The following is a 26,186-nucleotide window of genomic DNA, read 5'->3' on the forward strand; positions in this document are numbered from 1 at the left end:
AATTTCAGCCGTCGGCCCGCAGCGCGGCCGCGGCGATGCGTACGGCCCGGTCGAAGCCGGTCTCCCGGTCGGCGGCGGACAGGGCCTCCCCGGTGCGCACATGGTCCGAGACGGTCAGGACGGCGAGGGCCTCGCCGCCCTCCGCCGCGGCGACGGCGTACAGCCCGGCCGCCTCCATCTCGACGGCGAGCGTGCCCCGGCGTTCGAGGGCGTCGAGGACGGCGGGCCGGTCGAGGTAGAAGTGGTCGCTGGAGAACACCGGGCCGATGTGTACGGCCACTCCGTCCGACGCCTCCCGTTCGACGGCGTCCGCCGCGTCCACGGCCGCGCGCAACGCCCGGTAGGACGGGGCGAGCGAGAGGGTCACGCCGTCCACCAGCAGGCGGCTGACGCTGGAGTCGGTGTGCGCGGCGGAGGCGATGACGACGTCCCGTACGGCGACCGAGGCGGTGAGCGCGCCCGCCGTGCCGACCCGGACGATCCGGCGGACCCCGTAGTGCCGGAACAGCTCCGTCGCGTAGATCGACACCGACGGGATGCCCATGCCGGAGGCGAGGACCGACATGGGTACGCCCCGGTGGCTGCCGGTGTACCCGAGGATGCCGCGCACATCGGTGACCAGCCGGGCGTCGTCGAGAAAAGTCTCGGCGATCCGCCGGGCCCGACGCGGATCGCCCGGCATGAGCACGAGGGGGGCGAAGTCGCCGGGGGCGGCGGAGATGTGGGGCGTGCCGGCGGGGGCGGCGACTTTGAGCGCGGTGTCCGGAGCGGGGGCGGCGACTTTGAGCGCGGTGTCCGGAGCGGGGGCGGCGGCCTTCGGCGCGATGAACGGCTCTTCGTCGGCCGTCACAGCTCCTCCCCCGTGAGCCAGCGCACCAGGCGGTCCCACAGCTCCGGGTAGCCGTCCCACTCCAGGAACGGGGGCGGGGCCCAGTGCGGGGCCACGTCGGAGGTGAAGGCGGCCGAACGGCCCGTGCCGTGGCCGCCGACGGCCAGCAGCGGATGCCCGGCGCATGCGGCGAGCAGCGCGGCGTCGGGCCGTACGGTGACCTCGTTGAGGCCGAGGAGCGCGGGCCAGGTCCGGTCGAGTCCGGCCACGACCGTGTGCGTGCCCACCACTTCGGGTACGGCTCCGGCCGGCAGCTCCACCCGGTCGTCGCGGTCGAGCATCGTCACCGGCAGGGCGGCGGCCAGCGGCGTACGCCCCCAGCGGGCGCGGGCGTCGATGCCGCTGAACGTGAGGTAGCCGCCGATCATCAGCACCCCGCCCCCGCGCTCGACGAAGTCCCGCACCAGCTCCGAGCGGTCGGGCGCGGGCTCGGACCGGTTGAACGTCTCCGGCGGCAGCTGGAAGCTGTTGGCCCCGACATCGCTGATGACCACGACGTCGTACGCGTCGAAGCCGTCGGCGGTGTCCGGGACCCGGGTGGGTATCTCGTGCGCGGGCACGTAGGTCACCTCGTGGCCGCGTGCGCGCAGCGCGTCGAGGAAGACGCCGCCGCCCTCGGTGTACTCGGCGGTGTGGAAGGCGTCGAAGCCCTTCTGATGGACCGTGTACGTGAACCAGGACTCGCCGATGACGAGGACTCTGGGCATGGGTGAACCGCCTTTCGGGGGCGTCGTGGGCTGCTGTGGGGCTCTCTCGCACGTCTCGGGGCACAGGGACATGGCCACGTGGCGCGGCGGCTCGGACTCGGGAAACGGACGACGCGGGTCAGCGGGCGGCGGGTGGCGCCGTGCTGCCCCGTACCTTCAGTTCGACGGGGAGGGTGTGCCGGGACGCGGGCGGGACCTCGCCCCGGGAGACGTACTGGAGGAGTTGCGCGGTGGCGGTGCGCCCGACGTCGTAGGCGGGCTGGTGGACGGTGGTCAGCGGTGGGTTGACGAGTGAGGCGGCCCGGATGTCGTCGAAGCCGACGACGGAGACGTCGTCCGGCACGGACAGCCCGGCCTCCCGCAGCGCGGCGAGCGCGCCGAACGCCATGAGGTCGTTGGCCGCGAACACGGCGGTACGGTCCGCGAGGCCGCCGTCGTCGAGCAGTTCGGCGACCAGGCGGTACCCGGACTCCTCCTTGAAGTCGCCCGCCCGCTCGACGACATCACCGTGGAAGGCCTGGACGAAGCCGTGCGCGCGGGCCGCGCCGCTCTTCAGGTCGCGGGGGCCGGTCAGCATCAGGGCCCGGCGGTGGCCGAGCGCCCGCAGGTGCTCACCGACCAGCCGGCCGCCCGCCTCGTGGTCGGCGCTGGCGATGAGCGCACCGCTCAGGCCCTCGACCTCCTCGTCGGCGAGCGCGATCGGGAACTTGCCCATCAGCGCCTCCAGCCGCCGCCGGGACGGCGGTGACCCGGAGGCGTACACCATGCCGTCGATGAACCGGCTGCGGATCATGCCCAGGTAGCGGTCCTCGCGGTCGGCGTCGAACTCGGTGTTGCACAGGATCAGCCCGTACCCGAGGTCATGGGCGGCGTCCTCGGCGCCCTTGGCCAGCTCGGCGAAGAAGGTGTTGCTGATGTCCGGGATGAGCAGCCCGATCACGGAGGTCGAACCGGCCTGGAGGCTGCGGGCCAGCGACGCGGGCACGTATCCCAGCCGGTTGACGACGCTCCGCACGCGGGCGGCGGTCTCTTCGTTGACGGGCCGGTTCCCGCTCAGCACATGCGACACGGTGGTCGGGCTCACCCCGGCCGCCGCGGCCACGTCCTTGATGGAGGCGGCCCGGCGGACGGCCGGCCGGTCGTGGGCACCCCCGTTCCCGTACCGCTCATGCCTGTCGCTTCTCTCGTGTCTCTCGTGTCTCTCGTGAGCCGTCTCACGGGTCATAGCGCTGCACCGCCCTCCCGTGGGAGGTGTCGAGGATCCGCGCCACCCGCGCGTCGGCCTCGGCGAGCAGGGCGGGCTCGTCGACGGTGAGCAGCCGCCCGTCACGCATCAGGACCCGTCCGTCGACGACGACGGTGCGTACGTCACTGGCACGGGCGCTGTAGACGAGCGCGGCGCGCGGATCGTGCAGCGGACGGCAGTGCGGGCCGGACAGATCGGTGAGGACGATGTCGGCGCGCATACCCGGCTCCAGAGCACCGATCCGGTCCTGGAGGCCCAGCGCCCGCGCCCCGCCCCGCACGGCCAGCCGCAGCGTGTCCGAGACGGTCATCCAGGTCGCGTCCCGCACCGCCTGCTTCTGCGTGAGCGCGACCAGCCGCAGCGCCTCCCACACGTCCAGCGTGTTGTGGCCGGCGGCCCCGTCCGTGCCGACGGCCACGGTGACCCCGGCGGCCAGCAGGTCGCGGACCGGGGTCAGCGGGGACAGCGCGTGCTTGAGGTACACCTTGGGGCAGCAGGCCACGGCGGTCGTGCCGGCGTACTCCCCCAGCAGCGGCAGATCCCGCTCGACGATGCCGCAGCCGTGCGCGATGAGCACCCCCGCGTCCAGGACCCCGGTCTCGTGCAGCACCCGGACCGGTGTGATCCCGCGCCGCTCCAGGCTCGACTCCGTCTGCTCCAGATGCTCGGCGGCATGGATGTGGATCCGTCCCCCGAGCCGCCGGGCATGGTCGGCCAGGGTCCGCAGATCCTTGTCGTCCACGGTGTACGGCGCGTGCGGCCCGAGCGAGACGGTCACCCGGCCGCCGGCCCCGCCGTGCCACTCCTCCGCGAACGCGACGGTGGTTTCCAAAGCCTTTTGGCCCTGACTGCTGAAGTACGTGGGCGCGATGTCGGCCCGCAGCCCCGTCTCGGCGACCGCCTCGGCGATCTGCCCGGGAAAGAAGTAGTGGTCCGCGAAGGTCGTGACCCCCGACCGGATCATCTCCGCACAGGCCAGCCGCGCCCCGGCCCGCACATCCTCGGCGGTCAGATTGGACTCCATCGGCCACACCCGGTCGTTGAACCACCCCTCGACCGTCACGTCCTCGGCGGCACCCCGCATCAGCACCATCGGGCTGTGCGTGTGCGCGTTCACGAGCCCGGGCAGGGCCAGCAGTCCCCGCCCGTCGACCACCTCCGCGCCCCGCTCCCCCGGCCGCTCGGCCCCCGTCGGCCGTACGTCCGCGATGACGCCGTCCTCCACCACGATGTCCTGCCCGGGCAGGACGTCGCACTCGCCCGCCACCGGGACGCGCAGCACGTCACAGCCGCGCACCAGGAGGCGGTGGCGGGTAGCGGAAGGGGGTGTTCTGTCGCTCATGCGGCACAAGCTAGATATCCAAAACGTTTTGCACAACAACGAGACGCTTTGGATCTCCGGATGTTTTCCGGCGACGCCGCTGCCACACCGCCGTGCCGCACACCGCCGTGCCGCACGGCGCCGCGGCCACACCGCCGTGCGGCCGCCGTCACACCGCCGTGCCGCACACCGCCGTGCCGCACGGCGCCGCGGCCACACCGCCGTGCGGCCGCCGTCACACCGCCGTCTGGAAGGACCTCTTCGAGAAGCCCATCGCATAGCCGTCGATCGCCGTGCTCACCGGTGCGTCGGGCCTGCCGGCGGCGCCGAGGGTGATGAAGAGGGGGATGTAGTGGTCGACGGTGGGGTGGGCGTAGGGCATGCCGGGGGCGCGGTCCTTGAAGGCGGCGAGTTCGTCGACGTCGCCGCGGGCGAGGGCGTCGGCGGCCCAGGCGTCGAAGTCGGAGGACCAGCCGGGGACCTCGCCCCGGAACATGGCGGGGGTGATGAACGGCAGCCCGTGGGTCATGAAACCGGACCCGACGACCAGGACGCCTTCCTCGCGCAACGAGGCTAGCCGGGCGCCGAGTTCGAGGAGCCGGGCCGGGTCCTGGGTGGGCATGCTCAGCTGCAGGACGGGGAGGTCGGCGAGGGGGTACATGGCCATGAGCGGCACCCACGCACCGTGGTCGAGGCCCCGGCCGCGGTGCTGGTACAGCGGCTCGCCGTCGGGGACGGTCCCGGCCACGCGGCGGGCGAGGGCGGTGGCGTCCGGGGTGTCGTACTTCATCGTGTAGAAGCGCGGGTGGAAGCCGCCGAAGTCGTACACGAGGGGGGTGTGCGCCTCGGGGGCCGAGATGCACAGGGGCGCGGCCTCCCAGTGCGCGGAGACGATCAGGACGCTCCTGGGCTTCGGCAGCGACTGGGCCCAGCCGAAGAGCTCCCGCAGCCAGGGGCCGTCGTCGAAGAGCGGGGGCGCGCCGTGGCTCAGGTACAGCGCGGGGAGCGGGCCGTCCTCGGGCGTCCACTCGCGCTGGGCGCGGGCCTTGGGCAGGGCGTCGACCAGGAACCGGTCGTACGCCCCGCCGGGGACCGCCGGGTCGAGGAGGGAGTTCATAGCAGCACCCATGAGTTGACGGTTCAACTGATTTACCCTTCAACCTAGGGCGGCATTACTTGAAGAGTCAAGCGAGCACGGAGTCGCGCATCGACACAGCCCCGCGCCCCTCGATGGGGGCGCGGGGCCGGCTCTGCTTGGTTGTGCGCCCTCGCTAGGACAGCTGCGACTGCACCTGGGTGGAGATCAGCTCCAGGTGGTCCAGGTCGTCGAGGTCGAGGATCTGGAGGTAGAGGCGCTGAGAGCCGATGGCCTGATAGCGGGCGATCTTGTCGACGACCTCGGCCGGGGAGCCGGCGAGGCCGTTGGCCTTCAGCTCGTCGACCTGGCGGCCGATCGCGGCGGCACGGCGGGCGACCTCTGCGTCGTCCTTGCCGACGCAGACGACCAGGGCGTTGGAGTACACGAGGTCGTCGGCCTTGCGGCCGGCTTCCTCGACGGCCTTGCGCACCCGGCCGAACTGGCGCTCACTGTCCTCGATCGAGGCGAAGGGCATGTTGAACTCGTCGGCGTACTGCCCGGCGAGGCGCGGGGTGCGGCTCGCGCCGTGCCCGCCGATCAGAACGGGCACCTTGGTCTGCGCCGGCTTGGGCAGCGCCGGCGAGTCGGTCAACTGGTAGTAAGTGCCCTCGTACGAGAACGTCTTGCCGACCTCCGTGGCCCACAGGCCGGTGACGATGGCCAGTTGCTCCTCCAGGCGGGCGAACTTCTCCTTGGGGAAGGGAATGCCGTACGCCTTGTGCTCCTCCTCGAACCAGCCCGAGCCCAGGCCGAGTTCGACGCGACCGCCGGACATCTGGTCGATCTGCGCGACCTGGATGGCGAGCACGCCGGGCAGGCGGAAGGTTCCTGCGGTCATCAGGGTGCCGAGGCGGATGCGCTTGGTCTCGCGGGCGAGTCCGGCCAGGGTGATCCAGGCGTCGGTGGGGCCGGGGAGGCCGTCCGTCGAGCCCATCCGGAGGTAGTGATCGGAGCGGAAGAAGGCGTCGAAGCCGAGGTCCTCGGTGGCCTTGGCGACGGCGAGAAGGGTGTCGTAGGTCGCCCCCTGCTGGGGCTCGGTGAAGATGCGAAGATCCATGCCTCCATCCTGCACGCTCGGCCGTCGGTCAACGGCATCGGTCCCACCGGCGCCGGGGGGCCACGGTCGGGTGAAATTCCGTCAATTCGCGCATGGGACGGGCTCGGCCCAGTGACCGGCGGGAACGGTGATCGTTGCTCGGGAGGAGCCGGACCGCCCGGCACCCGTCGCCGGCGGCCGCTGCCGGGACGCCTGCACACGTGCCCCCTCGGGGGGCGAGGGCCGAGGAGGCCGTCACATGTCCCAGGAAGCCGTGCCGGAGCAGGCCGCCGTGCCTGCGCAGCCGAAGGGTCTGCTCCAGCAGATGGAGGAGTTGATGGCTGCCCTGAACGCGGACCTGTCCCAGCTCGACGCGGATCTCTCGGCGCCGCGTGCCGCTGCCGCGGAGGAGAGCGACAGGGCCTGACCTTCTCCGAGCCATGAACTCCGACGCCCGGCCATCCCTTTCCGGCCGGGCGTTCGCCATGCCCCTGGGGCGCTCATGATTCCTCGCCCCCGCCGCCCCTACCCGTCCCATCCCCAGGGGCTGCGCCCCTTCGACCCCCGTCGCGTGCGGTTTTCGGCTGCGGGTGGGTGGGGGCTGGTCGCGCAGTTCCCCGCGCCCCTAAAAACGAAAAGCACGGGGCGCAGCCCCTGCTTTTCAGGGGCGCGGGGAACCGCGCGACCAGCCATACACAGCCCGCGGCCGGCGCACTCACCCCGTCGTCGCGTCCCGCTCCGACAGCACCTGGTCTCTCACCGCCAGGCGTCGCAGCATCTCCAGCACGCGGTCCCGGGCCTCGTCCGCCGCGTCGATCGCCTCCATGCACTGCCAGTACGTCGTCTCGTCATCCGCTCCGCTCGCCAGCCCCACGAGCGCGATACCGACCTCCCCCAGCAGGCCACCGAGCCGCAGCAGCGACTCGTGGGCGTCGCCCAACTCGGTGAGCTGGGCGGCGCGTAAATCGCCCACACCGAGCGGCGGGGCGCCGAGTATGCCGCACCCACTGCCGGCCAGCTCGGTCAACCCCAGGGCCTCGCCGCGCAGTTCGGGCGGGCCCGAGACCGCGAGGCGGCTGCCGATCGCCTGGGCCAGGGCATAGGACTGCCATGCCTCGGCCATGATCTGAGGTCCCTCGACGCTGCCCGCCAGAGCACGCCTGCTCGCCAAGATGAGCCGCACCGCATCCATGCGCTGCCCCCGACTGTCCCGACGCGCTCTCACACGTCCGCCCGAACTCCTGCCTGTTCATTACCCACAGTGAGGTCCGCTGAGACAGAAAGCCAGAGGAAGCCTGAAATCTGTGGATAACAAGTCGGCTGTGGAGAACTTTTCAACTCCGGAGAGTGACAACCGGATGGACGCGCTCCTCCTCAAGCCTCGTCAGGGCTTCCCCGGCGCCGGAAATCTCCGTTCGTTGCGGTCGATCTTCGCATCCAGGGCCGACAGTGGATCGATCCCCAGCACCTCGCAGAGCTGGAGCAAGTAGGCGAGCACGTCGGCGACTTCGTCCGTGACCCGGTGGGCGGTCTCCGGGTCCGCCATCACGCGGGCGGACTCCTCCGGTGTCAACCACTGGAAGATCTCGACGAGTTCGGACGCCTCGACGCTCAGGGCGGAGACCAGGTTCTTGGGCGTGTGGTACCGCTGCCAGTCGCGGGCGGCGGCGAACTCGGCGAGCCGCCGCTGCAGGGCCGCCACGTCGGGCTTCCGCGCGGATTCAGGATCTTTCACGGTTCAGGTCTACCACCGTCACCCCCGCCACTCCGGCGGCCCAGGACGCGTCACTCACCGCGCCGACCAGCCGGATGTGTCCGCGCTCGCACATCCGCGCCGCCAGCCGCATCAGCTCCAGGGCCTGCCACGGGTCCAGGGCACGGTCGAAGCCGTCGGCGAGGACCGTGAGCGTCTGGAGCGCCGCCGGCACCTCCGCGACGGGGTCGACCTCCAGCACCCCGGGGCCGGTGAGCAGCACGAGGGCCAGCGCGAGATACCTCAACTCCCCGTCCCCGAGCAGGCCCAGGGCCGTCCGCACCCCGTCGCCCCGGTCCAGCACCGCCCGTACCGCGCCGTCGCGCAGTGGCTCGGCGAGCAGATCGAGGACCGGCCCCGCGCAGCCGTCGCGGAGGGCCGCGACGAGCAGCGCGTGCCGTCGGCCGCACTCCGTCCGCGTGCGCCAGAGCACGTCGGCGAGGTTGTCGCAGCCCCGGAGCAGCCGTCCGGAGCCGAGTGGCACGGCGGCGCGCATACGGCCGGGGCGCGGATCGCAGGCGTAGACCGAGCGGAGCGCGACCACCATCTGCTCGGCCGCGGCGAGAACCTGGCGCTGGCCGTCCGTCTTGCCTGCGACGCGGAGGGGGAGCAGCGCGGTGCCGAGCCGGTCGTCGGGCAGCGGGCCACGGGTGACGGGGGACGAGCCGGCCGTGTGCCAGGCGGCCTGGACGACGGGGCGGCTGGGGTCGACCAGTGCCGTCTGGAGCAGGGTCAGCCCGCCGGCCGTCAACCGCTCGCCGACGATGCGGAGTTCGGGCTCGGCCTGGACGGCGACGTCGAGCCGTACGGGTCCCTCGGGGCCGTCGGTCGTGCAGCCGATGCGGAAGCCGCGCCGCCGCTGGGCGTCGGGGCGGGCCCGCTGGGGGACGCAGTCCTCCGGGTCCGGGAAGGCCTCGTCGAGGCGGGCGCCGCCGCCGAGCCGCGCCAGCGCCTCGTACGCCCGGAGCGCGGTGGTCTTGCCGGTGCCGCTGCGTCCCGCGAGGAGGGTCAGCGGGCCCAGCGGGAAGACGGCGTTCCGGTGTCCGGCGAAGGCGGAGAGCCGCAGTTCGGTGACGCTCGGCCGCTCCGGACGCGCCCCGGCGTCCGCGCCGGGCAGCACCGGCGACAGGGATGACACGGTCATATGCGGACAGTAGGGTCCCGTTCGTCAGGCAAACCGTTCCGCCCAGTGGATCTTCCTACGATCGAGGGAGCGCCCCGACCTGCCACGAGCGCCCCGGGCCGGCCGAGCGCCCGGACCGAACGCGGGCGCGCCCCGTCAGGGGCGCGGGGAACTGCGCGAGCAACCACGGCGAACCCGAAGCCGGCGAACAAACCTGCCCCCACGGCGCAACCCCGTACCTCGTCCCCGGCAGAGCATCACGCCCTCTCGACTGGTCACCCCGATCGGACTGCGGTGGGGCAGGCCGCGGTGGGGCAGGCCGCGGCCGGGAGCGCCACGCCCCGTGCGTCACACCCCCGGGACCCCGGCCCCCTCCATCAGCCCCCGCACCTCCGTGCCCGGCGGCGTGAGAAGGAACACGTTCCGGTCGACCCGGTGCATTCCGCTGGCGAGGCCGAAAACGACCCCCGTGCTGAAATCCAACACGCGCTTGGCGGTGTCGGCCTCCGCGCCCGACAGATCCAGCAGCACCGGAATGCCCGCCATCAGCGTCTCCGCCACCTCACGGGCGTCCGCGAAGACATTGACGCGGAGGACCACGAACCGGCGCCGGGCCTCGGTCTCGGCCTCCGGTATGGTCCGGTGGCCGACCGCGGACGGCCAGGCGTCCCGGCCCCGCAGCGGCACGACTTGGGCGAGCCCCTCCCACTGTTCGTCGGTGACATCGTGGCTGCTCACCCTGTTCACCGGCCTTCCCCCTGGCTCGCACTGAATGACTGCATCAGCCAATTCTTACGCATGGTCACCCGTTCGGCCCAACAACGACACGGACCGCGACACCCCCGGTTCGGCGCGACGGCCGGATCCCGCCCTCACATCCCCTTGCGCGGCCGTGTGTGGCGGGCGTAACGCCTCATGATCAGGCCATGTGACATCGGCGTAACGGGCAATTCGTACGATCGGACCTGCCGGGCAGTGACTCGGACGCTGAGCGGAAGCCGACCGGCCGCCGTACCAGACAGCGATCGGCCGCCGTGCGAGACAGCGACCGGAGACCGCCCGGACACCCGGGACGCCGACAGAGAGGGGCCGCCCGTGGCCGCGCAGGGCCCGCAGAGCACCACGACCCAGGTGCGGACGGTGTGCTCGTACTGCGGTGTCGGCTGCGGCATGCTCCTGGACGTCGGGATGGGTCCCGACGGCCGGCGTACGGTCCTGAAGGCGTCCGGTGACAAGTCCCACCCGGCGAACTTCGGCCGCCTCTGCACCAAGGGCGCGACGACCGCCGACATGCTGGCCGCGCCCGGCCGCCTCACCACCGCCCTCGTACGGGACGACCGGGGCGACGAACCGGTCCCCGCGCCCGTCTCCGACGCGATCGCCGAGACCGCCCGGCGGCTGCGCGCGATCATCGACGAGCACGGGCCCGACGCGTTCGCCTTCTATGTCTCCGGGCAGATGAGCCTCGAAGCCCAGTACCTGGCGAACAAGCTGGCCAAGGGCTTCATCCGCACCAACCAGATCGAGTCGAACTCCCGGCTGTGCATGGCGAGCGCCGGCACCGGCTACAAGCTGTCGCTGGGCGCCGACGGGCCGCCCGGTTCGTACGAGGATCTCGACAAGGCGGACGTCTTCCTCGTCATCGGCTCGAACATGGCCGACTGCCACCCGATTCTGTTCCTACGGATGATGGACCGGGTCAAGGCGGGCGCGAAACTGATCGTCGTCGATCCCCGGCGCACGGCGACGGCCGAGAAGGCCGATCTGTTCCTGCAGATACGCCCGGGCACGGACCTGGCCCTGCTCAACGGGCTGCTGCATCTGCTGCACGCGAACGGGCACACCGATCCCGACTTCATCGCCGCCCACACCGAGGGCTGGGAGGCGATGCCCGACTTCCTCGCCGAGTACGCGCCGGACGCCGTCTCCGGGATCACCGGTATCCCGGCGGACGACATCCGGGAGGCCGCCCGGCTGATCGGCGAGGCCGCCGAGTGGACGAGCTGCTGGACGATGGGGCTCAACCAGTCCACGCACGGCACCTGGAACACCAACGCGCTCGTCAATCTGCATCTGGCGACCGGCGCGATCTGCCGCCCGGGCAGCGGGCCGTTCTCGCTCACCGGTCAGCCCAACGCCATGGGCGGGCGCGAGATGGGCTACATGGGTCCGGGGCTGCCCGGTCAGCGGTCGGTGCTCGTGGACGAGGAGCGGGCGTTCGTCGAGGAGCTGTGGGAGCTGGCGCCGGACACCCTCCGCGAGGACGGGGTCGGCAAGGGCACCGTCGAGATGTTCCAGAAGATGGCCGACGGGGAGATCAAGGCCTGCTGGATCATCTGCACCAACCCGGTCGCCTCCGTGGCCAACCGGAAGACCGTCATCGAGGGGCTGGAAGCGGCCGAGTTCGTCGTCACGCAGGACGTCTTCGCCGACACCGAGACCAACGCGTACGCCGATGTCGTCCTCCCCGGCGCGCTGTGGACCGAGTCCGAGGGCGTCCTCATCAACAGCGAGCGCAACCTCACCCTCGCCGCCCCCGCCGCCGACCCGCCGGGCGAGGCCATGGCCGACTGGCGGATCGTCGCGGCCGTCGCCCGGGAGATGGGCTTCGAGAAGGGCTTCTCGTACGACAGTGCCGAGCAGGTCTTCGAGGAGATCAAGCGGGCGTGGAACCCGAAGACCGGGTGGGATCTGCGGGGCGTGACGTACGAGCGGCTGCGGTCGGGGTCCGTGCAGTGGCCGGCGGCCGCGGCGGACGGGCCGGCGCGGAATCCTATCCGGTACGTGGACGCGGGCACGGACGGTGAGTTGGTCTTTCCCACGGCCAGTGGGCGGGCCGTGTTCCACGCGCGGCCGCACCTGCCGGCCGCCGAGATGCCGGACGACGACTATCCGTTCGTGCTCAACACCGGGCGGTTGCAGCACCAGTGGCACACGCTGACGAAGACGGGCAGGGTCGCCAAGCTCAACAAGCTGAACCCCGGGCCGTTCGTGGAGGTGCATCCGCAGGACGCGCGTGAACTGGGTGTCCAGGACGGGGACTCCGTGGAGGTCGCGTCCCGGCGGGGGCGGGCCGTGCTTCCGGCGGTCGTGTCGGACCGGGTGATGCCCGGCTGTGTGTTCGCGCCGTTCCACTGGAACGACCTGTTCGGTGAGTATCTGAGCATCAACGCGGTGACGAGCGACGCGGTGGATCCGCTGTCGTTCCAGCCGGAGTTGAAGGTGTGCGCGGTCTCGCTGGCGAAGGTGGCGGCGCCGGTACAGGTGCAGGCACCGGTCGAGGCGAAGCCCGTGGAGACGTTGGTGCCGACGGCGGTCACCCCCGGCGCGAACCCGTTCGGCCTCGAGCCCTCACCGCCCCCCGTCCTCTCCGCCCAGGAGCGCCAGTACCTCACCGGCTTCCTCGCCGGGCTCGGCTCCGGGGTGCGGGGCGTGCCCGTGCTGCCGGCGGACGCGCCGTTCAGTCCCGAGCACGCGGTGTGGGTGAACGGGGTGCTCGCCGGGATGTACTCGCGGACGGCGGCCCCGAGCGCCGTACCCGCCGCCGTCGAGCCCGCCGGGCGTGAGGTCGTCGTGCTGTGGGCCTCGCAGACCGGCACGGCGGAGGAGTTCGCGGTGGCGGCGGCCGAGCATCTGGGGGCCGCCGGGCACCGGGCGACGCTCGTCGGCATGGACGAGGCGCATCCCCGCCAACTGCCGCGCGGGGCCGACCTGTTGCTGATCACCAGCACCTTCGGGGACGGCGACGCGCCCGACAACGGCTCCGGGTTCTGGGACGCGCTGTCCCACCAGGAGGCCCCGCGCCTGGACGGCGTGCGCTACGCCGTGCTGGCCTTCGGCGACTCCTCCTACGACGACTTCTGCGGACACGGCCGCCGGCTGGACGCACGGCTCGACGAGCTGGGCGCGGTCCGTCTGGCCCCCCGTACGGACTGCGAGCCGGACTACGAGCCGTCGGCGGACGCCTGGCTGGGCCAGGTCATCACCGCGCTCGGCACGGAGACGAAGACGGCTCCCGAGTCGGCTCCGGAGACGAAGCCGCAGGCCGCCCCCGCGTCCGCCGCCCCCGCCCCCGCTTCCGCGCCCGTCACCCGTTCCGCCAAGCCCGCGCCCGCCGCCGCCCGGCTGGTCGGCAACCGGCTGCTCAGCCTGCCCGGGGCGGGCAAGGAGGTGCGCCGGTTCACCTTCGACACCAGCGGGACGGGGCTGTCGTACGAGGCGGGTGACGCGCTCGGTGTGCGGCCGGTCAACTCCCTCGACCTGGTGGCGGAATGGCTGGCCGTGACCGGCCTCGACGGGTCGACTCCCGTGGAGGTCAACGGTGTGGGCGAAGTGGCCTTCGCCGAGGCCCTGCACCGGCATCTCGACGTCACCCGGATCACCCCGGACCTGCTCCGCTTCGTCTCCGAACACACGCGGGACAACCGCGAGTTGAAGAAGCTGATGCGCCCGGACAACAAGGACGGGCTGGCCCAGTGGTCGTGGGGGCGGCAGGCCGTGGACGTGGTCACCGAGTTCGCCGTGCGTGCCTCCGCGCAGGACTGGGTCGGCGTTTTCAAGCGGCTTCAGCCCCGGCTGTACTCCATCTCGTCGAGCCCGCTCGTCGATCCGCACCACGTCTCACTGACGGTCTCCGTCGTGCGGTACGAGAACCTGCGCGGGCGCTCGCGCGGCGGGGTCTGCTCGCCCTTCCTCGCGGACGGCGAGGCGGGCCTGGAGGTGCCGGTCTTCGTGCAGCGCTCGCCGCACTTCCGGCCGCCGACCGACCCGGTGACCCCCATGATCATGGTCGGCCCCGGTACCGGTGTCGCCCCCTTCATCGGCTTCCTCCAGGAGCGGCAGGCTCTCGGCCACCGGGCGCCCAACTGGCTGTTCTTCGGCGAGCAGCACCGGGCGACGGACTTCTACTACGAGGAAGAGCTGACGGCCCTTCATGAGTCGGGTGTGCTCAGCCGGTTGGACACCGCCTTCTCCCGTGACCAGCGCGCGAAAGTCTACGTCCAGGACCGGATGCGCGAGCACGGCCCCGAGCTCTGGCACTGGCTCCAGGACGGCGCCCGCTTCTATGTCTGCGGCGACGCCTCCCGGATGGCGAAGGACGTCGACCATGCCCTGCGGGATGTCGCCGTCACCCACGGCGGGATGACCGAGGGCGAGGCCGCCGCGTATGTGAAGCAGCTGGCGACGGAGAAGCGGTACGTGCGGGACGTGTACTGAGCCGCCTCTTCGGCCGGACCCCGTTTCCGGCTCCTCGGTCAGATCCAGCCCTGCTGCCACGCGTGGTGCGCCGCCGCGTGGCGTGTGGGGGCGCCCAGCTTGGACATCGCGGCGGAGAGGTAGTTGCGGACCGTGCCCTGGGCGAGGTGGACCTCGGTGGCGATCTCGGCGACCGAGGCGCCGGTGCGGGCGGCGCGCAGGACCTGTAGTTCGCGGTCGCTGAGCGGGCAGTCGTCCTCGGTGAGGGCGGACGCGGCGATGTCCGGGTCGACGTAACGGCGGCCGGCGGCGACATCGCGGATGATCTGTGCCAGCCGGGCGGCGGGGGTGGTCTTCGGTACGAAGCCGCGTACGCCGGCGGAGAGGGCCCGGCGCAGCACCGCCGGGCGGGCGTGCCGGGTGACGATGATGACGCGGGTGGGCAGTTCGGCCCCGATCTCCTCGGCGGCGCGCAGCCCGTCGGTGGGCGGCATCTCCAGGTCGAGCACCGCGATGTCCGGGCGGTGCTCGCGGGCCAGCCGCACCGCGTCGGTGGACGTGGCCGCCTCCGCCACGACGGTCAGGTCGTCCTCCAGCGCGAGGAGGGCGGCCAGGGCGCTTCTGAGGAGGTCCTCGTCGTCGGCGATGAGGAGCCGGATCATCACACCGCTCCCTTCGCGTGACCCGGGGTCTGAGAGGGCTTCGAAGAGTTCGGGCGCTGCGGTGGCTCCGGAGAGCTCGGGCGCTGCGGTGGCCCCGGATAGCTCGATGAGTGCGGCGCACCCGGCGACTCGGCCGTACTCGTCCGACCGGCCTGGACCCCGGGGTCCAGCGGCAGCGTGGCCGTGACCTCGAAGCGGTCGCCGTCGCGGTGCCAGGTCAACTCGCCGCCGGCCGCCCGCAGTCGCTCGGCGAGGGTGGTGAGCCCCGTGCCGTCCGTGCCGGCGGGATACGCGTCGGCGCCGTCGTTGGCCACGCGCAGCCGGGCCCGGCCCTCGGTGACGCGGTAGTCGACCTCGGCGTACCGGGCCCGGCTGTGGCGGAGCACGTTGGTGGTGGCCTCCCGCATGACCAGGCCCAGCAGATGCCGGGTGGAGTCGCCCAGGCCGGCGGCTGGGGAGGCGGGTTCGAGGGCCGTACGGGCGTCGATGCCGGCCGCGGCCAGCACCTTGCCCGCGCCCGCGATCTCGTCGTCGAGTGTCGTACGGCGGTAGCCCCGCACCACGGCCCTCGTGTCCCGGAGGGCGTCCGCCGACAACTGCCGTACCTCTCGCATCTCGGCGGCGGCCCGCCCCGGGTCCAGCTCCACGAGCCTGGCCGCCAACTCGCTCTTCAGCGCGATGACTTGGAGGTGGTGGCCCTGGATGTCGTGCAGGTCGGCGGCGAACCGCAGCCGTTCGTCCTTGACCGCCGACTCGGCCTCCAGCCTTCGAGCCCGGTCCAGTCGTCCGGCGATGTTCCAGGCCCAGAGCGGGCCGAGCACCATCCACACGGTGAAGGCGACGAGGCCCGCCGGGAAGAGCGCGGCGTACGCCACCTCCCCGTCCCCGGCGGCCAGACTGACGGCGCCGCCCGGCAGCGGGGCAAGGAGCACCGCGCCGACGATCAGCGGCCGGCGGTGGCGCGGGCCGAGGTAGGTCGCGCAGATCGCCACGGTGACGGCGGGCGCGACCGCCCACAGCCCGTAGTTACGCCGGGCCAGCGGCAGCACCGCGAGCACGACCGTTGCCGCGACCGAGGCCGTCAGCCAGCTCCTCGGCGGCCGTACGGGACGCGTGTCGTCGGCGGCGGCCGACAGCGTCAGCCAGCCGCCGAGCAGCACCGCGCTCGCCACCGTGTCGACCACGAGGGCCACGGCGGTCGGGACGCGGGCCCACGCGGGCACGTCCGTGTCCAGGACCCATGCGCCGAAGAACACCACCAGAAGACACACGGTGGTCCCCGGCACGGTCCACCAGGTGAAACGACGGAGGCTCGTCAGCCCCGCCCCGCGCTCGCTCGCCCCGTCACGCACCCGGCCATTGTCGCAGCCGCATGACATCTGTCATGGGGAGACGTGACATCACCACGCACGGACGTGCGGATACGGCACTACTGCCGGCGTGTCGTCGCGAGCAGGCTGAGGCACGTGGAGATACCCCACCCCGGTAATCGCGGAACTCCCCGCCGCCGGGCGGCATTTGAGGAGAGCGTCATGCGGACACGTGAGGACACGACCGTGCGGACACGACACAACACCGGTCACGGCGAACGTGGTTGGTGGCGGTTCGCCCGTCACTACCTGGAGATGGTGGTGGCCATGGCCGTCGGGATGCTGGTGCTCGGCGTGGTCACGCACGGCGTACTGGCGTGGGTGGGCGTGGAGTTCTCGTCGGCCGGCCATCCCGAACTCGCCCTGCTGGAAATGGCGTTCGACATGTCGGTCGGCATGACCGTGTGGATGCGTCTGCGCGGGCACTCCTGGCCGAGCACGCTGGAGATGTGCGGCGCGATGTTCGCACCGGCGCTCGCGCTCGTCCCGCTGCTCCGGCTGGACGTCATCACCGCCGACTCGCTGATGGTCCTGGAGCACGTCCTGATGCTCCCGCTGATGTTCCTGGTCATGCTGCGCCGCCGCCACGAGTACGGCGCCTGACCCGCACGCCATCCCGCACAGCGAGCCCTCACGCCGCACTCCTCGCTCCTCAGTCCTCGCCCCTCACTCCTCACTCCTCAGGAGAACCGCCATGTCTGCCACGACTTCCGGGAAGGCCTCCGAAGGGCGCCGCCCGGCCCAGGCTCTGCTGCGCCGCTGGCCCACGGCGTTCGCCCTCGCGCTGACGGTCCCGGGGCTCGTCCTGGGCACCTCGGACGATCCGGCCGACTCGGTCCACGGCTATGCCGACTTCCTGCCGATCCTCCCCCTGCTGTACGTGGTCATCCACCAGGCCGGGAAGCCGAAGGTGACCTGGCCGGTCCTCGTGGTGGGCGCGGCGTTCGCGTTCGCCCTCCAGGCCCTGGACCTCGTCTCGCCGGCGGGCGTCATGGTGGGCGTCGCGCTGGCGGTGCTGCTCTGGGGCGCGTTCCGGGGAACCCCGCACGGGCCGGCCGTCTTCGGGATCCAGGCCGCGGGGGCGGTTCTGTTCGGGGCGCTCGCCGGGACGGGGCTCCTGGTCGACCCGGACCTCGGCCGCTATGTGGTGGCGGCAGGCTGGTTCTGCCACGGCGTCTGGGATCTCGCCCATATCCGGATGCGCGGGCTCCAGGGAATCGTCGCCCCCACCTTCGCCGAATGGTGCGCCGTCGTGGACATGATGGTCGCCGTGGAACTGCTGTTCCTCACGTGAGGAGCGAGCGGGCGCGGGCCGAACGGTTCGAACGCACGGGAGCCGTGCGCGCGCGACGGGCCGCGGCGCGTACGCCCTCACGCGCCCCGCGTGCCGTACCAGCGCCACTCGGTGAGCCGGGGGCGGCCGGGGAGGGCGATACGTCCGGTCGCCCAGAGCAGGGTCTGCCAGGCGTCACCGTCGAGGTCGGGCTCGGAGACGACATGGGGGAAGAGCCGTTTCAGGACCCTCTCGCACAACTCCTGCGGCGGCGACCACTCCAGCCCGAGCCCCTCGGCGATGTCCTGCGTGTGCACGACGGTCTCCACGACGGCCATCGCGGCGAAGCCCTCCGGGTCCGAGGGCCCGAAGACATGGTGGGCGACCGTGGTCGAGGGGGCGGTGCGCAGGACGGAGGCGAGCAGGCCACCGCACGCCTCCACCACGGTCAGCAGGCCCTCGGGGCCCGCCGCACGCTCGACGAAGAAGACGTTCGCCGGGCCACCGCTCCGGTCACTGCTCGTGCGGAACGGCAGCAGCGATGACAGCGGCGGCGTCGCCAGTCCGAACCGTGCGGCGTACGTGAACAGGTCGTCGGCGAGATGTTCGAGCGTCTCCCAGCACGTCCAGTCGAGCGGGCCCGCCGCGGCCTCCCAGTCCCGGGACGCCGCCCTTCTCAAGGTCTCGACGGCCAGCGCGACGACTTGGCGTACGTCCTCGCCGTCGACCGTCGAATCCCCGTCACCCATGCGGAAGATCGTAACAACGGGTGCCGAACACCACCCGGAACCAATGACTTTGCCATCTCTTTACAACGCATCCCGAGGCTGTCTCGTCTCTCCGCTCGACAACCGCCCCACGAAACCAGACGAGAGAGAGCGACTCATGCGCCGAACCGTCCTCAGTGCCACGGCACTCGCCTTCACCGCCGTGTTGGCGACCACGCTGCCCGCGTTCGCCGACGGTACGAGCCCGACTCCCGTGCCGCAGGACGCCTCCGCGGCGCCTACCCCGGTCCCGACCACCACCGCGGCTACCGATCATCCGTCCCCGGCCGAAACCACCAAGGACGCGACCGAAACGGATCCGACTCCGGTACCGAGCCAGGTCTCCGTCGTACCCAGCGGCGCGCCCGACACCGGTGCGACGCAGGAGTCGGAGGGGTCCGGCACCGGCTCCGTGCTGGCCGGCACGGGCGCCACCGCGGTGCTCCTCGGCGGCGGCGCGGCCATCGTTCTCGTACGCCGTCGGCGCGCGAACGGGGCGTGACGTTGCTCTCCAGGCGCGCCTTCGCCACCGCGGCGACGGCCTCACTGCTCGTGGGCTGCGACGGCCGACGGACCGACCGGGCCACGACCGCGCCCTCCCCGGGCACCTCGCCGCTCCCGTCCTCGCCGTCCGCCACCGGCTCCGCGCGTCCCCTCGGCCGTTCGGTCCCGGTCAGGTTGCTGATTCCGGCCATCGAGGTCGACACCCCGGTCATCCGGCTGGGGCTGGCCCCGGACGGCACCGTGGAGGTGCCGCCGGTCACGGCGCACGACCGGGCGGGCTGGTACGAGCACTCGCCGACACCGGGTGGGACCGGCCCGTCGGTGATCCTCGGCCATGTCACGGTCGGCCGCTACGGGGACGGGGTCTTCCGCCGTCTCGCACGGCTGCGGCGGGGCGATCGGATCGAGGCGCGCCTGGAGAACGGCACCACACCGGAGTTCACCGTCGACAGCGTACGGACGGTCGCCAAGGCCGACTTCCCGGCGGACGAGGTCTACGGAAACGTGGACCGCCCCGCACTGCGTCTCATCACCTGCGGCGGCCCCCGCTCGGGCGACGAATACCGCGACAACGTGATCGTCTTCGCCACGCTGGGCGCCACGGCCCGGTGACCCACGGCCCACCGCTCGTCCCGCCGACCACCCACCCTCCCCTGCCACTTGTCGCACCCTCACGACCATGGAGAGCGTTGAAACGGTCCCGTGAGAAGGCCGCGTCCGAGCTGTTCGCCGCCCTCTACCCGCGCCTCGCCGGCTGGTGCCGTCGGCTGGTCGACGACGACGAGACGGCTCACGAGATCGCGTCGGAGGCGTTCACCCGGCTCTGGGCCCGCTGGACGTCCGTGGCGGAGCCGCACGGTTTCCTCTACGTCACCGCGGCCAACCTCGTCCGGGACCACTGGCGCAAACTCGAACGTGAACGCCGGGCGATGCACCGGGCCACCGCCGAGGCCGCGGTACGCCCGCAGTCCTTGTACGCCGAACAGTCCGACCCCTCGGTACGGCTGCTCGTGCAGTCGCTGCCGGAACGGCTGCGCGTCCCGATCCTGCTGCACTACTACGCTGACATGCCGATCCGGGAGGTGTCCGTGCTCACCGGACGCAAGGAAGGAACCGTCAAGGCCGACCTCCACGCGGCCCGCGAACTGCTCCGCGCCCATTTGAGGAGAAGCCTTGATCACACACCCTGACGAAGGCCCGGACTTCGAGCCCGACGACCCTCTCATGGTCATCCTGCGCCCACCCTCCGATCTCCTCGGCCCGCCCGCCGACCGCTACGAGACGATCCGCCGCACCGCCGCCCGCCGCCGCCTCCTCCGAGCCGCGGCCGGCGCCGCCGCGACCTGCGCGGCCGTCGCCCTCATCGCCCTCCCCCTGCACTTCGCCAAGGACGACGCCCCCAAGTCCCCCTCGGTCCCCATGGCCCCGCCCCCCGTGACCAGCCCCTCCCCCACCCCCACCCCGTCGGCATCCCCCACCTCCGACACCCCCCGCCCCACCCAACAACCCCCGACGCCCGTCCCGTCGGCCTCATCCGCCCCGCCCGCCGAAGCCACCGATTCCCTTCACCCCGCCGATTCCACCGAACCCACCGCGACCGGTGCGCCATCGGCCACCCCGACCCCGGTCGTCGAGCCCTGATCCGGGGCCCGGACCCCGACCCGGACACCGGCAGCCCGCTCCTGGAGTCACCTGCGACCGACACCACCGGCCGCAGGTGCCGGAAGGGTTGAGCGCCGACCTGTGCGGCTCGGGATGGCCGACGGAGTCGTGCGGGCCGAGGAACCAGCCGTCCAGCTCGGCCAGGGCCTGCTTGGTCTCCTCGGGCACGGGCGTGCCGTGGGTGTCCGGTGAACCGGTAACGGCTCCTACGGCTGGGACGTGCCCCGGCCGACATCAGCTACCGTCTGCTGCCGACCCGACGGCCCGGCCTCACTTCAGGTGCCGGGCGAAGAACCGAGCCCCGGCGTCGAGTTCGAAGTGCGGGACGCCGGTGTGACCGCCGAGGTTGGCGTGCAGGGTCTTCTCCTTGGAGCCGAAGGCGTCGAACAGGTCCAGGGCCGACTGCCGGTCGTTCCCTTCGTCGTCCCACTGCAGCAGGACCTGCAGCGGAACGGTGACCTGGCGGGCCTCCTCGAACATGGCGGCGGGCACGAGACTCCCGGCGAAGAAACCGGCGGCCACGATGCGCGGCTCGACCACCGCGAGGCGGACGCCGATGGAGATCACTCCCCCCTCGTACCCGACCGGGCCGCCGATCCCGGGCAGCGACAGGAGGGCGTCCAGGGCGGCCTGCCATTCCGGGACCGCCCTGTCGACCAGCGGGAGGATGAGGGCGTCGACGATCTCGTCGCCGACCGGCTCGCCGGCCTCCATCACCCGGCGCAGGTCGGCGCGTGCCTGCTCGGCGGCGGCCCAACGGGGCCGTTCACCGCTCCCGGGGAGCTCGATGGTGGCCGCGGCGAAGCCGTACTCCGCCGCGTAGTACCGGGCCCGCCCCGCCAGCCGGGGGTACATCTTGCGCAGTCCGAGGGGAGGGGGGCTGACCAGGATCAGCGGCGCCGGTGCGGATGCGGATGCGGATGCGGGCGTCCACAGGATGCCGGGGATCTCGCCGAGGGTGAATTCGCGCTCGAGGACGCCGTCGTCGAGGCGCTGTTCAGAGGTGAATCGCATGGTCGTGCCTTTCGGGAGTGCTCAGGTACGGCGCTCCCGGACGACCTATCGCCCGACCGTGACCCCGGAGGAGAGCACCCATGTCGATACGTTCACGGGTACCACCTCCTCGTTCTCTCGCACGGCCTCCGGAAAAGTAGCAGTGGTCGCCGTGGCTGCCAACGGGTTTTCGCGGAGGCTCGGCAGGCGTCACTCGCGCCGCCGTGCACGACCGCCACCCCGGCGATGTCGCCCCTCAGGACGGGCTCGTACAGGAAGTGCTCGCACGTTGTGGCTGAACCACGGCCTCACCCCAGGGCTTAAAGGCATATACAACGGGAAATGATGATCCCCGAACGGTTGTCTGAGTGGCTGCCGACGCTCCACAGCGGTGTCGCTCGACCGCCGGGGCTGGGGCCGCCGGTGCACGGAAAGGGGGCTTGCCGTGCGTGCGCCCTTGTATCTGCAGCCACGGCTGGAGCCACCGCTCGACTCGTTGCTGGAGGACGCGTCCTTCCTCCACTCCCTCGTCGACTCCCTCGGCTCACCGCTGAACCTGCTGCTGCCCGATCGAATCGTCGAGAACGCCGCCGGGTTCCGCGGCGTCTACCACAAGCACCATCTGGCCGGCAGGGTGTACTTCGCGCACAAGGCGAACCAGGCTTCCAGCCTGGTTCGGCGGCTGACCGCGACGGACCCGGCCGCGGTGGGCATCGATGTCGCGTCGCTGCGCGAGCTGCGGCACGCCCTGGAGTGCGGATTCACCCCCGACCGGATCATGGCCACCGGGCCCAAGGACCCCGAGTTCCTGTGGCTGGCCGCCCGCACCGGCGCCTGCGTGAACATCGACTCGCCCACCGAACTCGACCAACTGGCCCGGTTGATACGGGCGTACGACCTGCCCCGGACCGACATCCTGCTGCGGCTGTCGGAGTTCGAGGCCTCCGCCTTCGCCACCTCCGGCACGAAGGTGCTCTCCCGGCGCAGCCGCTTCGGCTCACCCGTGCGGGAGGTGGACGCCCTGCTCGACGCGGTCGAACGGCACCAGGGCACCGTCCGGTTGACGGGTGTCGCCTACCATCTGGACACCACCGGGGTCGCGGAGAAGGCCGTCGCGCTGGAGAGCTGTGTCGCGGTCATGGACGCATGCCGCGCCCGGGGAACGGATCCGCGGATCATCGACATCGGCGGCGGTTTCGGCGTCGGTTATGTCGCCGACGCCGGTCAGTGGGAGCGCTACACGACCGAGCTCGCCGAGGCCGTGCTCGGGGCGCGTCCCGCCCTGACCTGGCGCGGCCATGGCTACGGGCTGCGGAACGAGGGCGGCACGCTGCGTGGGGCGCAGGCGCTCTACCCGGCCCACCGTCCCACCGCGGGGCCCGGATACCTCGACGAGCTGCTGGCCCACCCCGGGCCCTCCTCGGGCCGCCCGCTCGCCACGCTGCTTCTGGAGCATCTCTACGACCTCGTCTGCGAGCCGGGGAGGGCTCTTGTCGACCAGTGCGGAGTGTCGCTCGCTCGGGTGCTCGACGTGCGTCGTACCGGCCAGGACTCGGATGACCTTCTGGTGCGTCTCGGCATGAACGCCGGCGATGTGAGCCTGGAGGAGCACGGAGTGCTCGTCGATCCGGTCCTCCTTCCCCGGCCCGGGCCGCAGGACAGGGCAGAGGACGGCGCCGACGAGGAGCCGGTGGGCGTCTATCTGGCGGGCAATCTGTGCCTGGAGGCCGACCTGATCACGCGCCGCAAGGTCTTCCTCCCCCGGCTTCCGCGCGCCGGCGATCTGCTGGCCTTCGCGAACACCGCCGGATACGCGATGGACTTCCACGCCCACCACGCACAGCGGCAGCCGGTCGCCCGCACGGTCGCCGTCACCCGGCAGGAGGGCTCCTGGCGTTGGTGCCTGGACGAGGAGTACTGGCCGATCACGCGAGTTGGGGGACCGGTTTCATGAGGTACGACAGCATCACGGAGGCCATCGGCAACACGCCGCTGGTGCGGATCGATCCGGCCGTGCACGGCCTGCGCCACATCGACCTGTACGCCAAGCTGGAGATGCTCAACCCCTTCGGATCGGTCAAGGACCGGGCCGCCTGGAGCATGGCCGGACCCTCTCTCGACTCGGCGGCGGAGCGCGGTGCGACGGTCGTGGAGCTGTCGAGCGGCAACACGGCCAAGGCCCTGGCTCTCCTCGCGGGGATGCACGGCCTCAAGTTCAAGAGCGTCACCAACCGGATGCGGGTACCGGAGATCAAGGAGCTGCTCCTGCTGCTGGGCGCGGAGATCGAGGAGCTGCCGGGGCAGAGCGAATGCCTCGACCCGACGGACACCGACGACCCGCTGACCCGCTTCCACCAGGCGCTCGCCGGGCCGGACACCACGTACCTGCACACCGACCAGTACTTCAACCCACGCAACACCGAAGCGCATGCGACCGGCACCGGGCCGGAGATCCTCAAGGACCTCGACGGGCGGGCCCCGGACTGGTTCATCGCCTGTGTGGGCACGGCCGGCTCCTCCACCGGAGTGGCCCGGGCACTGCGCGAACAGGACCCGGAGGTGAACGTGGTCGGGCTCGTCGCCCACAAGTCGGACTTCATCCCCGGCATCCGCACCATCGACGAGGTGCACCAGGTGGGACTGTTCGACCCGGCGACGTACGACACGATCGAGTCGGTGACCGCCGACGAGGCCATCGACGGCATGCTGACCCTGATCCGCCGCTGCGGGCTGCTGGCCGGCCCCACCGGCGGCGCCGCCTATCACGGTGCCGTACGCCATCTCCGTACGGTGGACACGGAACTGGCCGAAGCCGGGGTGACGGAGCGGCGGACGGCGGTCTTCATCGTCTGCGACCGCGCCGAGAGCTACCTCAGCTACGTACGGCAGCGCCGCCCCGAGCTGCTGGGCCGGCCGGCCCGCAAGAACTCCGCGGCGTCCCTCTCCGAAGCCGAGGTGCGGGCGGAGGCCACGGTCATCGACACGGCTGAGGCGCGGCGGTGGATCGAGGACGGACAGCCGCGGCCGCTCGTGGTCGACCTGCGCGGCCCGCACGCGTACGCCGCACTGCACATCGACGGATCGGTCAACATCACCGACGAGATCTTCGACGAACTCGTGCGCGGCGGGCTGCCGTTCAGCAAACGGCAGCCGGTGCTGCTGGCCTGCCCGATCGGCGAGAAGTCGGCCCGCTACGCCGCGCTGCTGGCCCGCATGGGCCACCCCGACGTACGCAGTCTGTCCGGTGGGATCGTCGCATGGCGCGACGCCGGTGCGCCGCTGGTGCGGGACTGACACGATGGCCGACCCCGAACTGACGGAACTGGCCGACTGGCAGCGCGAGTTGCGGACACACTTCCCCATCGTCACCGCGCACCCGGAGATGGTCTACCTGGACAGTGCGGCCACCTCGCAGAAGCCGCGGGCCGTCCTCGACGCCGCACAGACGTATCTGACGACGACGAACGCGAACGCCGGGCGCGGCAGCTACCCGTGGGCCAACCACACGACGGCACTGGTGGAACGGACCCGGCAGCGCGTCAAGGAGTTCCTCGGCGACCCCGAACCGGGGCGCTCGGGCGTCCACTTCACCAGCGGCACGACCGAAGGACTGCGGACCGTCGCCCGCGACTGGCTCCCCGGCCATCTCTCGGACGGCGACGAGATCCTCGTTCCGTTCGCCGACCACCGGGCGAACCTGGATCCCTGGCTGGAGGCCCAGCGACTGCTGGCGCGGCAGGGCGTCAGCGTGCGCCTGCGAGAGCTGCCGTACCAGGAGCCGTCCGGTGACTACGACCACCGGGCGCTGGCCGACGTCATCGGCCCACGCACCCGCTTCGTCGCCGCCACCCACATCCACCACGTCTACGGCGGTGACATGAACGTGCACCACATCCGTGACGCCGTCGGCCCGCAGGTACCGATCTGTCTCGACGCCGCCCAGAGCGTCGGCCATCTCCCCGTCTCCACGGCCCGGTTGGACGTGGACTTCGTGGTCTTCTCCGGGCACAAGGCGCTGGCCCTGCCCGGCTCCGGTGCCGTCTGGGCCCGCAACGCACCCGAACGCGGCCCGGAGTTCCGGCCCGGCGGCTGGAACGGCACCCCCAACACCGTGGGCATCGCGACCCTGGAGGCCGCACTCGACTGGCTGGACGCCGCGGGCACGGACCGGATCGCACGCTGGACCACGGCCCTCGCGACCCGGCTCACCGAAGGACTTCGCCGCCTGCTCCCCTACGAGATCCTGGGCTGCCAGGCCAGCCTGGCAGCCGACGCCACCGTGCGGCGACGCCACGGCATCGTCACCTTCCGCCACCGCGACATCCCGTCGGACGACCTGGGCTTCATCCTGTACAGCCACGGCTTCATGGTCCGGGCCGACAGCCTGTGCCAGGCCGGTACGGACGAGCGGGACGGCTCGGTGCGGGTCAGCCTCCATGTGTACAACACGGTGGAGGAGATCGACCGGCTGCTGACCGTGCTCGCGTCCCTGGATGAGTAGCGCGAATGGAAACCGTTTCCAATAGCCGATAGGTTCTGAGGGTAC

Annotated in this window: 25 protein-coding genes; 11 read left to right on the plus strand and 14 right to left on the minus strand. The window is 71.9% G+C overall.

What is annotated here, in order from left to right:
• Positions 1–4: 4 nt before the first annotated feature.
• The 6 genes from deoD to JIX56_RS10750 all read right to left on the minus strand — a co-directional run bounded on the left by deoD (position 5) and on the right by JIX56_RS10750 (position 6,358).
• Positions 5–850 (minus strand): purine-nucleoside phosphorylase, encoded by an 846-nt coding sequence (gene deoD, locus JIX56_RS10725; protein WP_257539618.1) that lies wholly within the window; start codon positions 848–850, stop codon positions 5–7.
• Positions 847–1,596 (minus strand): glutamine amidotransferase, encoded by a 750-nt coding sequence (locus JIX56_RS10730; RefSeq protein WP_257539620.1) that lies wholly within the window; start codon positions 1,594–1,596, stop codon positions 847–849. Before JIX56_RS10730 ends, deoD begins: the two co-directional genes overlap by 4 nt.
• A 118-nt stretch (positions 1,597–1,714) precedes the next feature.
• Entirely contained in the window at positions 1,715–2,821 is a 1,107-nt protein-coding gene (locus JIX56_RS10735; protein WP_257539622.1) for a LacI family DNA-binding transcriptional regulator, read from the minus strand.
• A complete protein-coding gene (locus JIX56_RS10740) occupies positions 2,811–4,184 on the minus strand; it encodes an amidohydrolase (protein WP_257539623.1) in 1,374 nt (457 codons plus the stop codon). The genes JIX56_RS10735 and JIX56_RS10740 overlap by 11 nt, the downstream gene beginning before the upstream one ends.
• A 214-nt stretch (positions 4,185–4,398) precedes the next feature.
• Complete coding sequence (locus JIX56_RS10745; protein ID WP_257539625.1) at positions 4,399–5,292, minus strand: dioxygenase family protein; 894 nt, start codon at positions 5,290–5,292, stop codon at positions 4,399–4,401.
• Positions 5,293–5,434: 142 nt separating this feature from the next.
• Entirely contained in the window at positions 5,435–6,358 is a 924-nt protein-coding gene (locus JIX56_RS10750) for an LLM class F420-dependent oxidoreductase (RefSeq protein WP_257539627.1), read from the minus strand.
• A gap of 238 nt (positions 6,359–6,596) precedes the next feature.
• On the opposite strand from JIX56_RS10750, the gene JIX56_RS10755 reads away from it, so the two are divergent.
• Positions 6,597–6,764: a hypothetical protein gene (locus JIX56_RS10755; RefSeq protein ID WP_257539628.1), complete on the plus strand. Its 168-nt coding sequence runs from the start codon at positions 6,597–6,599 to the stop codon at positions 6,762–6,764.
• A 288-nt stretch (positions 6,765–7,052) separates the two neighbouring features.
• Here the strand turns inward: JIX56_RS10755 and JIX56_RS10760 are convergent, their stop codons facing one another.
• The 4 genes from JIX56_RS10760 to JIX56_RS10775 form a co-directional block, all read right to left on the minus strand.
• Complete coding sequence (locus tag JIX56_RS10760) at positions 7,053–7,529, minus strand: DUF6099 family protein (RefSeq protein WP_257539630.1); 477 nt, start codon at positions 7,527–7,529, stop codon at positions 7,053–7,055.
• A 192-nt stretch (positions 7,530–7,721) separates the two neighbouring features.
• On the minus strand, positions 7,722–8,072 hold the full coding sequence (locus tag JIX56_RS10765) for a nucleotide pyrophosphohydrolase (protein ID WP_257539632.1): 351 nt from the start codon (positions 8,070–8,072) through the stop codon (positions 7,722–7,724).
• Positions 8,059–9,234, minus strand: a complete 1,176-nt coding sequence (locus JIX56_RS10770) for an ATP-binding protein (protein WP_257539634.1) — start codon at positions 9,232–9,234, stop codon at positions 8,059–8,061. Before JIX56_RS10770 ends, JIX56_RS10765 begins: the two co-directional genes overlap by 14 nt.
• Positions 9,235–9,561: 327 nt before the next feature.
• Positions 9,562–9,951, minus strand: a complete 390-nt coding sequence (locus tag JIX56_RS10775) for a cell division protein SepF (RefSeq protein WP_257539635.1) — start codon at positions 9,949–9,951, stop codon at positions 9,562–9,564.
• Between the two features lie 357 nt (positions 9,952–10,308).
• Here JIX56_RS10775 and JIX56_RS10780 point away from each other — a divergent pair, with 357 nt between their 5' ends.
• A complete protein-coding gene (locus JIX56_RS10780; protein ID WP_257539637.1) occupies positions 10,309–14,430 on the plus strand; it encodes a bifunctional nitrate reductase/sulfite reductase flavoprotein subunit alpha in 4,122 nt (1,373 codons plus the stop codon).
• Positions 14,431–14,468: 38 nt separating this feature from the next.
• Here JIX56_RS10780 and JIX56_RS10785 read toward each other — a convergent pair whose 3' ends face one another.
• Together JIX56_RS10785 and JIX56_RS10790 are read right to left on the minus strand one after the other, a co-directional pair.
• Complete coding sequence (locus tag JIX56_RS10785) at positions 14,469–15,071, minus strand: response regulator transcription factor (protein WP_257539639.1); 603 nt, start codon at positions 15,069–15,071, stop codon at positions 14,469–14,471.
• Entirely contained in the window at positions 15,071–16,423 is a 1,353-nt protein-coding gene (locus tag JIX56_RS10790) for a sensor histidine kinase (RefSeq protein WP_257539641.1), read from the minus strand. The genes JIX56_RS10785 and JIX56_RS10790 overlap by 1 nt, the downstream gene beginning before the upstream one ends.
• A gap of 180 nt (positions 16,424–16,603) precedes the next feature.
• On the opposite strand from JIX56_RS10790, the gene JIX56_RS10795 reads away from it, so the two are divergent.
• Together JIX56_RS10795 and JIX56_RS10800 are read left to right on the plus strand one after the other, a co-directional pair.
• Positions 16,604–17,044 carry a hypothetical protein gene (locus JIX56_RS10795; protein WP_257539643.1) on the plus strand — a complete coding sequence of 147 codons (441 nt, stop codon included), beginning with the start codon at positions 16,604–16,606 and terminating at the stop codon, positions 17,042–17,044.
• A 91-nt stretch (positions 17,045–17,135) separates the two neighbouring features.
• The gene (locus JIX56_RS10800) at positions 17,136–17,735 is read left to right on the plus strand and encodes a hypothetical protein (RefSeq protein WP_257539645.1); all 600 of its coding nucleotides are present in this window, start codon (positions 17,136–17,138) and stop codon (positions 17,733–17,735) included.
• A 77-nt stretch (positions 17,736–17,812) separates the two neighbouring features.
• On the opposite strand, the gene JIX56_RS10805 is transcribed toward JIX56_RS10800, so the two are convergent.
• Positions 17,813–18,463, minus strand: a complete 651-nt coding sequence (locus JIX56_RS10805) for a maleylpyruvate isomerase N-terminal domain-containing protein (RefSeq protein WP_257539647.1) — start codon at positions 18,461–18,463, stop codon at positions 17,813–17,815.
• A gap of 136 nt (positions 18,464–18,599) precedes the next feature.
• On the opposite strand from JIX56_RS10805, the gene JIX56_RS10810 reads away from it, so the two are divergent.
• The 4 genes from JIX56_RS10810 (at position 18,600) to JIX56_RS10825 (ending at position 20,626) form a co-directional block, all read left to right on the plus strand.
• Positions 18,600–18,983 carry a Tat pathway signal sequence domain protein gene (locus tag JIX56_RS10810; protein WP_257539649.1) on the plus strand — a complete coding sequence of 128 codons (384 nt, stop codon included), beginning with the start codon at positions 18,600–18,602 and terminating at the stop codon, positions 18,981–18,983.
• Positions 18,980–19,597 (plus strand): class F sortase, encoded by a 618-nt coding sequence (locus tag JIX56_RS10815; RefSeq protein ID WP_257539651.1) that lies wholly within the window; start codon positions 18,980–18,982, stop codon positions 19,595–19,597. Before JIX56_RS10810 ends, JIX56_RS10815 begins: the two co-directional genes overlap by 4 nt.
• A 77-nt stretch (positions 19,598–19,674) precedes the next feature.
• The gene (locus JIX56_RS10820) at positions 19,675–20,175 is read left to right on the plus strand and encodes an RNA polymerase sigma factor (RefSeq protein WP_257539653.1); all 501 of its coding nucleotides are present in this window, start codon (positions 19,675–19,677) and stop codon (positions 20,173–20,175) included.
• A complete protein-coding gene (locus JIX56_RS10825) occupies positions 20,159–20,626 on the plus strand; it encodes a hypothetical protein (protein WP_257539655.1) in 468 nt (155 codons plus the stop codon). Before JIX56_RS10820 ends, JIX56_RS10825 begins: the two co-directional genes overlap by 17 nt.
• 291 nt (positions 20,627–20,917) lie before the next feature.
• Here the strand turns inward: JIX56_RS10825 and JIX56_RS10830 are convergent, their stop codons facing one another.
• A complete protein-coding gene (locus tag JIX56_RS10830; protein WP_257539656.1) occupies positions 20,918–21,661 on the minus strand; it encodes an alpha/beta hydrolase in 744 nt (247 codons plus the stop codon).
• A 424-nt stretch (positions 21,662–22,085) separates the two neighbouring features.
• Here JIX56_RS10830 and JIX56_RS10835 point away from each other — a divergent pair, with 424 nt between their 5' ends.
• The 3 genes from JIX56_RS10835 to JIX56_RS10845 are packed head-to-tail and all read left to right on the plus strand — an operon-like array spanning position 22,086 to position 26,141.
• On the plus strand, positions 22,086–23,594 hold the full coding sequence (locus JIX56_RS10835; protein WP_257539658.1) for a Y4yA family PLP-dependent enzyme: 1,509 nt from the start codon (positions 22,086–22,088) through the stop codon (positions 23,592–23,594).
• Positions 23,591–24,934, plus strand: a complete 1,344-nt coding sequence (locus JIX56_RS10840) for a pyridoxal-phosphate dependent enzyme (protein ID WP_257539659.1) — start codon at positions 23,591–23,593, stop codon at positions 24,932–24,934. Before JIX56_RS10835 ends, JIX56_RS10840 begins: the two co-directional genes overlap by 4 nt.
• Positions 24,935–24,938: 4 nt before the next feature.
• A complete protein-coding gene (locus JIX56_RS10845; RefSeq protein WP_257539660.1) occupies positions 24,939–26,141 on the plus strand; it encodes an aminotransferase class V-fold PLP-dependent enzyme in 1,203 nt (400 codons plus the stop codon).
• Positions 26,142–26,186 lie beyond the last annotated feature (45 nt).

Origin of the sequence: Streptomyces sp. CA-210063, from assembly GCF_024612015.1 — a bacterium.
In the GTDB taxonomy this organism is placed as follows: Bacteria; Actinomycetota; Actinomycetes; order Streptomycetales; family Streptomycetaceae; genus Streptomyces.